The following is a 12,112-nucleotide window of genomic DNA, read 5'->3' on the forward strand; positions in this document are numbered from 1 at the left end:
CCGCCAGTGTCATTCTTGCGGGAGCCCCGAGTGGATCGCACTGCCCAGCTCGTCGCCCACCGAGCCGAATCCGCCATTGCATACGATCCGGCCGTCCTGGCCGGCCCGCTGCACTCCGGCGCGGCCCGGGTGCTGGAGGAGAACTGGACCGGGACCTCCACGGTGCCCTCCCGCAGCCTCTACCCGCACCAGTGGTCCTGGGACTCGGCGTTCGTCGCGATCGGTCTGCGGCACATCTCCGCGTTACGTGCACAGACCGAGCTGGAGACGCTTCTGGCCGCCCAGTGGGCCGACGGGCGGATCCCGCACATCGTCTTCAACCCCGCCGTGCCGCTCGACGCCTACTTCCCGAGCCCCGACTTCTGGCGCTCCTCCACCGCGGGCCGCGCCGCCGGCGCCCCGCGCGGCGTGGAGACCTCCGGGATCGTGCAGCCGCCGGTGCACGCCCTCGCCGCCTGGCTGGTCCACCTCGCCGACCCCGGGCTCTCCCGCGCCCGCGGGTTCCTCGCCGGGCTCTATCCCCGGCTGGCCGCCTGGCACCGCTACCTCCTGCACCGGCGCGACCTCGGCGGGGGCGGCCTCGCCTGCGTGGTGCACCCGTGGGAGCAGGGCATGGACAACGCCCCCAGCTGGGACGCGCCCCTCGCCCGCATCACCCCGGCCCCCTCCCGCTCCTTCCGCCGCGCCGACCTCGACCACGGGGCGGCGGAGGACCGGCCGACGGACCTGGACTACGGACGGTACGTGCGCCTGGCGGCGGACTACCGCGACCGGGGATACCGGGACGGGCCGGACGAGGCGCACGGGGACGGACCCGCCGGCCCGGGGCACGGGGGCGGACCCACCGGGTTCGCCGTCGAGGACCCCGCCTTCAACGCGCTCCTCATCGCCTCCGAGCACGCCCTCGCGAGGATCGCCCACGAACTGGGAGCGACCGGAACCGCCCGGCACGCCCGCGCCGAGCGGCTCACGGCCGCGCTGATCGACCGGCTGTGGGATCCGGCGGCGGGCATGTTCCTGTGCCGGGACCTGCGCGCCGCCCCGGCGCCGGCCGGCCGGGGCGGCCCCGGCCGCTCCCGCCTGCCCGGCCCGGCGCACGACGGCGGCCCCGGACACGACGGCGGACAAGGGCACGACGGCGGGCCCGGCCACGACGGCGGGCCCGCGTACGGCGGCCCCCGCCGCACGGACCTCCCCGGCCCCGGCCACGAGCCCGAGCCCGGTCACGGACCCGAGCCCGGACACGGCCGGATCCGCCCGCACGGCGCCGGCGCCGACCGGTCCGGTCCGGGCGGCGCCCGGCACGGCGAGGGACCCGCCCGGGCGACCGGCCGTCCCGTCCCGCGCGGCGGGCTCCTGCCCGAGCGCGGGGTCTCCGGGCTGATCCCGTTGATCCTGCCGACGCTGCCGCGGGAGACCGCCGCGACGCTGGTGCGCACGCTGACCGGGCCGCACTTCGGTCTCGGCGCCGCGACCCGCCTCGCCCCGAGCTACGACCTGCTCGGCGACGCCTTCGACCCGCACCGCTACTGGCGCGGACCGGCCTGGTTCAACACCAACTGGCTGCTGGAGCGCGGTCTGCGCACCCATGGCGAGCGCGAGCGGGCCGACGCCCTGCGCGAGGCCCTTCTGCGCACGGCCGGGACGAGCGGCTTCGCCGAGTACGTCGATCCGCGTACCGGCGAGGCGTGCGGAGCCGCCGGCTTCGGCTGGACCGCCGCGCTCACGCTCGACCTGCTGCACACGGCGACGACCGGCGCGGGGAACAAGTGGGGACGGAAACACAAGGGAGGGGACCGGACATGACCGATCGGCAGCATCTGCTCGTGTACGGCGGGACGTTCGCCGCCGTGGGTGACGGCGGCGACATCAGCGGCGTCCGCGGCGGCAGTTTTCCCGACGGGCTGTTCGTACGCGACGCCCGGCATCTGAGCCGCTGGCAGCTCACGGTCGACGGGGCCGTGCCCGAGACGCTCACCCCCGTCGCCGACGGGGACACCGCCCGCTGTGTGCTGGTCCCGCGGGGCGGCCGGCTGGAGCCCGCCGCGTACACGCTGTTCCGGGAACAGGCCGTCTCCGACAGCTCGTTCGTGGAGACCGTGCGCGTCACCAGCAACCGCCCGGTGCCGACCACCCTGCGCCTGGCGATCACCGCCGACGCCGACTTCGCCGACCAGTTCGAGCTGCGTTCCGACCACCGCACCTACTCCAAGCCCGGCGCGGTCCGCCACCGCCAGGCCCTCGACCACGGCGTGGAGTTCACCTACCAGCGGGGGGCCTGGCTCTCCCGTACGACGGTGAGCGCCGAGCCCGCCCCGGACGGCGTGGAGGAGACCGGCACCGGCGCCCGCCGTCTGGTGTGGACCCTGGACCTGGAGCCGTACGGCACCGCGGAGCTCACCCTGCGCGTGATGGCCCGCCCGCACGGCGAGAAACGGGCACTGCGGGTGCCCGCGTCCCCGGAGGCGGTGAACCGGCAGGTCCTCGCGCTGGAGGGCGGCTTCATGGAGGGCGTGGCCTTCCCGACCGGCTGGCCGGAGCTGGCCGCGGCCTGCGCGCGGGGCCTCGGCGACCTCGCCGCGCTCCAGATCCCGGCCACCGGACCGGACGGCGAGGAGCTGAGAGTGCCGGCGGCGGGCGCCCCCTGGTTCCTCACCCTGCTGGCCCGCGACGCGCTGCTGACCTCGCTGTTCGCCCTGCCCTACCGGCCCGGTCTGGCCGCCGCGACCCTGCCCGCGCTCGCCGCCACGCAGGCCGGCGAGAACAGCGGCCCGGCGTCCGTCGCCCAGCCCGGGAAGATCGTGCACGAGGTGCGCCACGGCGAGCTGGCCTACTTCGGGCAGGTGCCCTTCGGCCGCTACTACGGCTCGGTGGACGCCACTCCGCTCTTCCTCGTCCTGCTCGGCGCGCACACCGAGCACACCGGGGACACCGCGCTCGCCCGCCGTCTGGAGCCCCACGCGCGCGCCGCGATCGGCTGGATGCTCGACCACGGCGGTCTGACCTCGCGCGGCTATCTGGTCTACCGCGCCGACGAGGGCGGCCTCGCCAACCAGAACTGGAAGGACTCCCCCGGCGCGATCTGCTGGGCGGACGGCAGCCGCCCCTCCGGCCCGGTCATGGCGGCCGGCGCCCAGGGCTACGCCTACGACGCCCTGCGCCGCACCGCCTGGCTGGCCCGCACGGCGTGGCAGGACCCGACCTACGCGGCCCTGCTGGAGCAGGCCGCCGCCGATCTGCGCGACCGTTTCCAGCGCGACTTCTGGATGCACGAGCACTCCTTCCCCGCGCTCGCGCTGGACGGCGAGGGCCGCCAGGTCGACGCCCTCGCCTCGGACGCGGGCCATCTGCTGTGGTCCGGACTGCTCGACAAGGAGTACGGCAAGCTGGTGGGCCGGCGCCTGCTGGAGCCGGACTTCTTCTCCGGCTGGGGCGTACGGACGCTGGCGGCGGGGCAGCCGGCCTACCACCCGCTCTCCTACCACCGGGGCTCGGTGTGGCCGCACGACAACGCCCTCATCGCCCTCGGCCTCGCCCGCTACGGCCTCCACGACGAGGCGCGTACCGTCGCGCACGCCCTGGTCGAAGCGGCCTCCGCGACCGGTCACCGGCTGCCGGAGGTCCTCGCCGGCTACGCCCGCGGCACACACTCCGAGCCCGTTCCCTTCCCGCACGCCTGTGTCCGCGAGTCCCGCGCGGCGGCGACCCCGCTGGCCCTGCTGACCGCCGTGGGAGGGGCATAGGGAAGTGTTTGCCCGCTGTTTGCCGGGGACGTGAACGTCCCTCCGTGACAGCCCGTACGAGAAGACGGCGGGCCCGGCTCCCCGTGCCGGCCCCGCCGTCCCCGTACGGAAGGACCCCGGGTTGTCAGCCTCCACCCCTCTGCGTCACCTGCCCGACTCGCCGGACGATCCGAAGGACTCGACGGACCCGGCGGCCGATCCGGCGGACCCGGCAGCAGATCCGACAGCCGATTCGACGGACGACCCGGCGGTCGATTCGACGGACGACCCGGCAGCCGAATCGGCGGACGACCCGGCAGACCCGACGGACGACCCGGCAGACCCGGCAGACCCGACGGACGACCCAGCGGACCCGGCAGACCCGACGGACGACCCAGCGGACCCGGCAGACCCGACGGACGACCCAGCGGACCCGGCAGACCCGACGGACGACCCGGCGGACCCGGCAGACCCGACGGACGATCCGGCGGACCCGGCGGACGATCCGGCGGCCGGCCCGGCAGCGGATCCGGCCGTCGGCCCGGCGGCCGACCCGGTGGCTTCCGACGGCGACGGCACCTCACCGGTCTCCGCCCCGGAGGGCGGGCACGACGTCCGGCACATCGCGGTCACGGTCCTGTGCGCCGGGCTGGTGCTGGGCGCCTTCCTCCTCCCCAACGCCCTCAACGCGCTGCGCCCCGTGCGCTTCGTGCGGCTGCCCGGCGAGGCGATCATCGGCGCGATGCTGCTGCTGGTGCTGCCCCGCCGGGCCCGCACACCGCTGGCGGTGCTCATGGGCCTCGCCCTGGCCGCGCTGACGGTCCTGAACGTCCTCGACATCGGCTTCCGCCAGTATCTGGGGCGCGGTTTCAATCCCGTGCTCGACTGGGAGCTGCTGGACGACTCCTACGGGTATCTGGAGGACACCCTCGGCGGCGCGGCCACGCTCGGCGCGACGGCCGGCATCCTGGCGGGGGTCGTGGCCCTGTTCGCCGTGATGGCGCTGGCCATGGTCCGGTCGGCCGGGCTGCTGGACCGGCACCGGTCGCCCGCGGCCCTCGGCACGCTGGTCGCCGGGACGGTGTGGATCACCTGCGCCTCGCTCGGCCTCCAGATCGGCGGAGTGCCGTTCGCCTCGGACCGGGCGGCGCAGGCGGCGCTGAGCCAGGCACGGCGGGTGCAGCTGACCCTGGAGGACGAGGCGCGGTTCGAGGAGGAGACGAAGGCCGACACGTTCGGCGCGACCCCCGCCGCCGAGCTGGTGCCGGACCTGCGGGGCAAGGACATGGTCTTCGCGTTCATCGAGAGCTACGGCCGCAGCGCCATCGAGGACCCGGCGATCGCGCCCGGGGTGAACCGTACGCTCGACGCGCGCACCGAGGTTCTGGAGAAGGCCGGCTTCGGGGCGCGCAGCGGCTGGCTGACGTCGGCGACGTACGGCGGCAGCAGCTGGCTCGGGCACTCCACCTTCCTGTCGGGCCTGTGGGTCGCCAACCAGCAGCGCTATCGCACCGTCACCTCCAGCGACCATCTGACCCTCACCAAGGCGTTCCAGAAGACCGGCGCGTGGCGCACGGTCGGCATCATGCCCGGGATACGCAAGGGCTGGCCGGAGGCGGAGTTCTACGGCCTGGACCATGTCTACGACTCCACCCGGCTCGGCTACGAGGGGCCGAAGTTCAGCTGGTCGACGATGCCGGACCAGTACGCGCTGGAGGCGTTCCAGCGTCTGGAGCACGGCCGGAAGCACGACAAGCCCCTCATGGCGGAGGTGATCCTGACGTCCAGCCACCAGCCGTGGGCGCCGGTCCCCCGCATGGTCGGCTGGGACGAGCTGGGCGACGGCCGGATCTTCGAGGGCATCGAGAAGGCGGGCCTCGACCCGGAGGACGTGATCGCGGACTCGGACGCCTCGAAGCGGGAGTACGGACGGTCCGTGCAGTACTCGGTGACCAGCCTGACCGAGTGGCTCCAGCGGTACGGCACCGACGACACGGTGCTGGTCTTCCTCGGCGACCACCAGCCGATCGCCCGGGTCAGCGGCGACCGTGCCAGCCGTGACGTGCCGGTGACGGTCGTCGCCAAGGACCCGAAGGTGCTGGAGGCGATCGACGACTGGGGCTGGACGCAGGGCCTGCGGCCCTCGGGGACCGCGCCGGTGTGGAAGATGAGCGCGTTCCGCGACCGGTTCCTGAAGGCGTACGGGTCCACCCCGCGGGCGACCCGCTGATCAGCCGCCGGAGGTGTCGAGCTCGGCGTCCTCGCCGACGCCGGCGCAGTCGTAGGGGTCCTTCAGCCAGCCGTCCGGCAGCACCACACGGTTGTTGCCGGAGGTACGGCCGCGGGGGCCGTCGGCGCCGGCGGGCCATGCCTGGTCCAGGTCCAGCTCGTCGAGCCCGGCCCGCAGCTCCTCCAGCGAGGAGGTCACGGCGAGCCGCCTGCGCATCTCGGAGCCGACGGCGAAGCCCTTGAGGTACCAGGCGACGTGCTTGCGGAAGTCGATGACCCCGCGCGACTCGTCGCCGATCCACTCGCCGAGCAGGCTGGCGTGCCGGACCATCACCTCGGCGACCTCGCGCAGGGACGGCCGGGCGAGGGCGTCGGCGCGTCCCTCGAAGGCGGCGACGAGGTCGGCGAACAGCCAGGGCCGGCCGAGGCAGCCGCGGCCGACGACGACGCCGTCGCAGCCGGTCTCGCGCACCATCCGCAGCGCGTCCTCGGCGCACCAGATGTCGCCGTTGCCGAGCACCGGGATCTCCGGCACGTGCTCCTTGAGCCGTGCGACGGCGTCCCAGTCGGCGGTGCCGCCGTAGTGCTGGGCGGTGGTGCGGCCGTGCAGGGCGATGGCCGTGACGCCCTCCTCGACGGCGATACGGCCGGCGTCGAGGTAGGTGAGGTGGTCGTCGTCGATGCCCTTGCGCATCTTCATGGTGACCGGCAGGTCGCCCGCGCCGCTGACGGCCTCGCGCAGGATGGCCCGCAGCAGGTTGCGCTTGTAGGGCAGGGCGGAGCCGCCGCCCTTGCGGGTCACCTTGGGGACCGGGCAGCCGAAGTTCAGGTCGATGTGGTCGGCGAGGTCCTCCTCCACGATCATGCGGACGGCCTTGCCGACGGTGACCGGGTCGACGCCGTACAGCTGGATGGAGCGCGGGGTCTCGCTCGCGTCGAAGTGGATCAGCTGCATGGTCTTGTCGTTGCGCTCGACCAGCGCCCGGGTGGTGATCATCTCGCTGACGAACAGCCCCTTGCCTCCGCTGAACTCCCTGCACAGGGTGCGGAAGGGTGCGTTCGTGATCCCGGCCATGGGGGCCAGGACGACGGGCGGCTGGACGGCGTGGGGGCCGATCTGCAGGGTCTGGGCCGGGGCGGGCGCGGTCGTGGGCATGGCTCCATTGTGCCGTGCAATGAGTTCGCAAAATTCGTTAGTTAGTCGCACTATCGAAATCGGCGTAGGCTGGGCCGCATGCCCGAGCTCAGCCACCGCCGACGCCTGCTCGTCCTCGCGATCTGCTGCATGAGCCTGCTGATCGTGAGCCTGGACAACACCGTGCTCAATGTCGCCCTGCCGTCGCTGCAGGACGATCTGCACGCGAGCACCTCGGGCCTGCAGTGGACGATCGACGCGTACACGCTGGTGCTGGCCTCGCTGCTGATGCTCGCCGGCTCCACCGCCGACCGCATCGGCCGCAGACGGGTCTTCATGGCGGGCCTGGTCGTCTTCACGGCCGGCTCGGCCCTGTGCTCGGCCGCGCCGAGCCTGGAGGCGCTCGTCGTGTTCCGGATGGTGCAGGCCGTCGGCGGGTCGATGCTCAACCCCGTCGCCATGTCGATCATCACCAACACCTTCACCGACCCCCGCGAACGCGCCCGGGCGATCGGCGCGTGGGGCGCGGTGGTCGGCATCTCCATGGCGGCCGGCCCGCTGATCGGCGGACTGCTCGTGGAGTCGGTGGGCTGGCGGTCGATCTTCTGGGTCAATCTGCCGGTGGGCCTGGCGGCCCTGCTGCTCACGCTGCGGTACGTCCCCGAGTCCCGCGCGCCCCGTGCCCGCCGCGCCGACCCGGTCGGCCAGCTGCTGGTCGTCGCCCTGTTCGGATCGCTGACGTACGCCATCATCGAGGCCCCGGACGCCGGCGCCGCCACCACGCTGCCCTTCACGGCGATCGCCCTGGCCGCCCTGCTCGGCCTGCTGTGGTACGAGCCCCGCCGGGACGAACCCCTCATCGACCTGCGGTTCTTCCGGTCGGCGCCATTCAGCGGGGCCACGGTGATCGCGATCAGCGCCTTCGCCGCACTGGGCGGGTTCCTGTTCCTGTCCACGCTCTACCTCCAGAACGAGCGGGGTCTGAGCGCCCTGGACGCCGGGCTGTGGATGCTGCCGATGGCCGTGCCGACGTTCCTGTGCGCGCCGCTGTCGGGGCGGCTGGTCGGCACCCGCGGGCCGCGGACACCGCTGGCGGTCGCCGGGGCGGCGATGACGGCGAGCGCGGTGATGTTCGCCCTCGGCGCGGAGACCTCGGACGCGGGGCTGTTCACCGGCTACGCGCTGTTCGGCATCGGCTTCGGCTTCGTGAACGCGCCGATCACCGACACGGCGGTGTCGGGCATGCCCAGGGCCCAGGCGGGCGTGGCCGCCGCGGTGGCCTCCACCAGCCGCCAGCTCGGGCAGACGCTGGGTGTGGCGGTCGTCGGAGCGGTCCTGGCCGCGGGCGCCTCGGCGCACCGGGACACGTTCGTCTCGGCGGCCCGCCCCTGCTGGTGGATCCTCGTCGCCTGCGGAGCCGCGGTGCTCGTGCTGGGCGCGGTGACCAGCGGGAGCTGGGCCCGGCGGACGGCGGAACGGACCGCCGAGCGGCTGGAGACGGCGGAGATCCGCGAGGTGCTGCGGGCGTGAGGCCGCACGGAGCGGTCCGGGAGACACCCGGACGGCAGACCCTCCTGCCCGCCCGGCCGGCCTGGGCGTACGGCCCGGGGAGAGACCGGGACGAGGAGGAGGCGCAGCCGCCGTGCCCGGCGACCGCTGCGAGATCGTCGTCGGCACCGGAGAACCGCCGGACGGACCGCCTCCGGGAGGCGCCTTGGGGAGGCGCCTTGGGAGGTGACCGCCGCATTTCTCGGCGCGGGCGGGGAGGGCGCCGTGTTCCACCGCCGCCGCGGCCTCCGGCTGCCGCCGGTGCCGCCCGGCCGGCGGCACGGCCGGGGCCGGACGGCCGTGCCGCCCCACGGCGACGGCGTCAGGGGCCGGTTCGTGGCGCGGGCGGCCCGACGGGCCCGGCGGCCCCGCGGGCTCGGTCCTCCCGGTCGAGGGCGATCTCCCGCAGCCGCTCCAGCCGCTCGCGGCTGACCTCGTCGGCGGGGACGTACGTCACCATCCGGGGCCCCACCTCCGGGCTGAGCCACAGATCGGTGTGGTCGACGGCGATCAGCCCGACATGGCGGTTGAGGAACTCCTTGCGCTTGGTGCGGTGCGCGACCACCTCGTGCCGGTCCCACACCTCGCAGAACTCCTCGGACTCCGTCCGCAGCCGCTTGAGCAGCATCTTCCAGGCCGGCTCCCCGAGATGCCCGGCCATCGCGGCGCGGAACCGCGCGGCCATCAGCCGCTGGGCCTCCGCGAGATGCACGATCGACGAGCGCCAGTCGTCGTTCGTGTACGACAGGACCAGGCAGTTGCGGTCCTGGGGCGGCACCGTGTCCAGGTCGCACAGCAGCAGCCCGTACGTGCGGTTGTGGGCGAGGATGTCGTACCGGCTGTTCTGCAGACACGCCGGGAACGGCTCCAGCTGCTCCAGCACCGCGCGCATGGCGGGCGTCACCGAGGGGCAGGGTGTGGCCGGTGCCGGGTCGACCGCCGCGGCCAGCTGGAACAGGTGGGCGCGTTCGCCGGGGTCGAGCAGCAGGGTGCGGGCGAGCGCGTCGAGGACCTGGACGGAGACCTGGATGGGCCGCGCCTGTTCGAGCCAGGTGTACCAGGTGACACCGACCGCCGAGAGCTGGGCGACCTCCTCGCGGCGCAGCCCCGGGGTGCGGCGCCGGCGGCCGCGCGGCAGGCCGACCTGCTCGGGGGCGATGTGCTCGCGCCGGTGGCGCAGGAAGGCGGCGAGCTCGTGGCGGCGGATCTCGGCGTCCGCCGGGCGCGGCGCCGCCCACCCGGGTGCCTGCGTGTCCTGGGCCATGGTGGTCATGGTCCCATCGTGCCGGGGCGGGAATCCTGTTTCCAGGTAGTCCTTGTACCAGGACAAGGACACTCTGGTACCAGGCTGGGCGAGGGAGCAGGCTCGACGGCGTGACCGAAACCATGACTTCACGTCAGGTCCGTTCGCCGGTGGGGGACCCCGCGCTGAGCGATCTCGGACTGTTCACGGTGCTGCTCGGCGCGGCACTGCCTCTCGTCGACTTCTTCATCGTCAATGTCGCCCTGCCGGACATGGGCCGTGACCTCGCCGCGGGCGAGGCCGTCCTGGAACTCGTCGTCGCCGGGTACGGGCTCGCGTACGCCGTGCTGCTCGTGCTCGGCGGCCGGCTCGGCGACCTGTTCGGCCGGCGCAGGCTGTTCCTCGGCGGTATGGCCGCGTTCGGGGTGACCTCGCTCGCGTGCGGGCTCGCTCCCGACGCCTGGAGCCTGGTGGCGGCCCGGATCGCGCAGGGCGCGGCGTGCGCCGTGATGCTGCCGCAGGTGCTGGCCACCGTGCAGGCGACCACGTCCGGGCCGCGCCGGGCCCGCGCGATGAGCCTGTACGGCGCGACGGCCGGGCTGTCCATGGTGGCCGGGCAGATCCTCGGCGGGCTGCTGGTCGCCGCGGACGTGGCCGGCCTGGGCTGGCGCACGGTGTTCCTGGTGAACGTACCGGTGGTGCTGGCCGGTCTGGCGCTGGCCGTGCGCACGGTGCCGGAGACCCGTTCGCAGCGCCCGGAGCCGGTGGACGGACCCGGCACGGTGCTGCTCGCGGTGTCCCTGCTGACGCTGCTGGCCCCGCTGACCGAGGGCAGGGCGGCGGGCTGGCCGCTGTGGACGTGGCTGTCGCTGGCCGCGTTCCCGTTCGCGGCCGCGGCGTTCTACGTGGTCGAGCGCCGGGCGGACCGGCGGGGGCGGACGCCGCTGGTGCCGCCGAGCCTGTTCGCGCTGACGTCGCTGCGGCGCGGGCTGGTGATGATCCTGCCCTTCTCGATCGGGTTCAGCGGGTTCATGTTCGTGGTCGCGATCGCGTTGCAGCGGGGAGCGGGCCTCGGGCCGGTCGCGGCGGGGCTGGCGCTGGCGCCGCTGGCGGTGTCGTTCTTCTTCGTCTCGCTCGCCGGGCCCCGGCTGGTGGCCCGGTACGGCACACGTGTGGTGACCGCCGGTGCGGTGCTCCAGGCGGTGGGCATCGGGCTGCTGACGCTGGCGTTCTGGCGGACCTGGCCGGAGCCGGGCCTTCTGGCGCTGCTGCCGGGCGGGATCGTCGCGGGGGCGGGGCAGGCGATGCAGCTGCCCGTCGTCTTCCGGATCGTGCTGTCCGAGGTGCCGCCGGCCCGGGCGGGGGTGGGCGGCGGCGTGATGACCACCACCCAGCAGGCGGCGCTGGCGCTCGGGGTGGCCACGCTCGGCTCGCTGTTCCTGTCGCTGGTCCCCTCGATGGGCATGCGCGACGCCCTGGTCGTCACGCTGCTGGTGCAGCTGGCCGGCATCGCGGTCACGGGCCTGCTGAGCCTGCGGCTGCCGAGGACGGTCGACTGAGGCGCCGGCCCCGCCTGTGACACGGCTGCGGCCAAAGGCGCGGCTTCCGTCACAGCCGCGGGTCCGCGGTCTCCTCCCTCAGGGGCGCAGGCCGCGCAGCACCAGGGCGACGACCGCGTCGAACTCGGCCTCGACGCCCGGCGCTTCCCAGTCCTGGGCGTAACAGGGGTCGTGGAAGCGGCCGGTGGCGTGGAAGACGGCGGCGGCGGTGGCGGCCGGGTCCGCGGCGGCGAAGGTGCCGTCGGCGGTGCCCGCCTCGACGATCCGGGTGAGCTGGCCGGTGAGGTCGGCGACGTGCTCGCCCACCGCGGCCCCGTTCTCCGCGGTCAGCACCATGTACGTGGCGAACAGTTCGGGGTCGTCGCCCGCCTTGCGGCGCTTGGCCGTGAACAGCGCCAGCAGCCAGTCGCGCAGCCGGGCCGCCGGGGCACGGTCCTCGGCGACGATCGCCGACAGGGTCTCGGAGGTGCGGTCCAGCCACCGCTTGGTGACCGCCTCGCGCAGCGCGGCCTTGGTGCGGAAGTGCCGGTAGACGCTGCCGTGGCTGACGCCGAGCGCACGGGCCACGTCCACCACGGTGGCCTTGGCCGGTCCGTGCCGGCGCAGCACCTCCTCGGTCGCCTCCAGGATGCGCTCGGCGGTCAGGGTCTCGCTGGTCGCTGCCATGGTCTAGACG

Annotated in this window: 8 protein-coding genes; 5 read left to right on the top strand and 3 right to left on the bottom strand. The window is 74.3% G+C overall.

All coding sequences use genetic code 11. The features are described 5' to 3' along the window. Window positions 1-30: 30 nt before the first annotated feature. The 3 genes from ACIQGV_RS03590 (at window position 31) to ACIQGV_RS03600 (ending at window position 5,952) form a co-directional block, all read left to right on the top strand. Window positions 31-1,806, top strand: coding sequence for an MGH1-like glycoside hydrolase domain-containing protein (locus ACIQGV_RS03590; protein WP_402489886.1), 1,776 nt, complete (start codon window positions 31-33; stop codon window positions 1,804-1,806). After that, entirely contained in the window at window positions 1,803-3,743 is a 1,941-nt protein-coding gene (locus tag ACIQGV_RS03595) for a glycogen debranching N-terminal domain-containing protein (RefSeq protein WP_402489888.1), read from the top strand. Before ACIQGV_RS03590 ends, ACIQGV_RS03595 begins: the two co-directional genes overlap by 4 nt. Window positions 3,744-4,278: 535 nt before the next feature. Further along, window positions 4,279-5,952 (top strand): CDP-alcohol phosphatidyltransferase, encoded by a 1,674-nt coding sequence (locus ACIQGV_RS03600; RefSeq protein WP_402489891.1) that lies wholly within the window; start codon window positions 4,279-4,281, stop codon window positions 5,950-5,952. Here the strand turns inward: ACIQGV_RS03600 and dusB are convergent, their stop codons facing one another. Then, entirely contained in the window at window positions 5,953-7,107 is a 1,155-nt protein-coding gene (gene dusB / locus ACIQGV_RS03605; RefSeq protein ID WP_402489893.1) for a tRNA dihydrouridine synthase DusB, read from the bottom strand. A 78-nt stretch (window positions 7,108-7,185) separates the two neighbouring features. On the opposite strand from dusB, the gene ACIQGV_RS03610 reads away from it, so the two are divergent. After that, a complete protein-coding gene (locus tag ACIQGV_RS03610) occupies window positions 7,186-8,616 on the top strand; it encodes an MFS transporter (protein WP_402489896.1) in 1,431 nt (476 codons plus the stop codon). 340 nt (window positions 8,617-8,956) lie between these two features. On the opposite strand, the gene ACIQGV_RS03615 is transcribed toward ACIQGV_RS03610, so the two are convergent. Beyond that, the gene (locus ACIQGV_RS03615) at window positions 8,957-9,907 is read right to left on the bottom strand and encodes a helix-turn-helix transcriptional regulator (RefSeq protein WP_402489899.1); all 951 of its coding nucleotides are present in this window, start codon (window positions 9,905-9,907) and stop codon (window positions 8,957-8,959) included. A gap of 101 nt (window positions 9,908-10,008) precedes the next feature. Here ACIQGV_RS03615 and ACIQGV_RS03620 point away from each other — a divergent pair, with 101 nt between their 5' ends. Then, window positions 10,009-11,436 (top strand): MFS transporter, encoded by a 1,428-nt coding sequence (locus ACIQGV_RS03620; protein WP_402489902.1) that lies wholly within the window; start codon window positions 10,009-10,011, stop codon window positions 11,434-11,436. Window positions 11,437-11,514: 78 nt separating this feature from the next. Here the strand turns inward: ACIQGV_RS03620 and ACIQGV_RS03625 are convergent, their stop codons facing one another. Continuing rightward, a complete protein-coding gene (locus ACIQGV_RS03625; RefSeq protein ID WP_402489904.1) occupies window positions 11,515-12,102 on the bottom strand; it encodes a TetR family transcriptional regulator in 588 nt (195 codons plus the stop codon). Between the last annotated feature and the right edge of the window lie 10 nt (window positions 12,103-12,112).

Source organism: Streptomyces sp. NPDC093094 (genome assembly GCF_044754345.1).
Classification (GTDB): domain Bacteria; phylum Actinomycetota; class Actinomycetes; order Streptomycetales; family Streptomycetaceae; genus Streptomyces.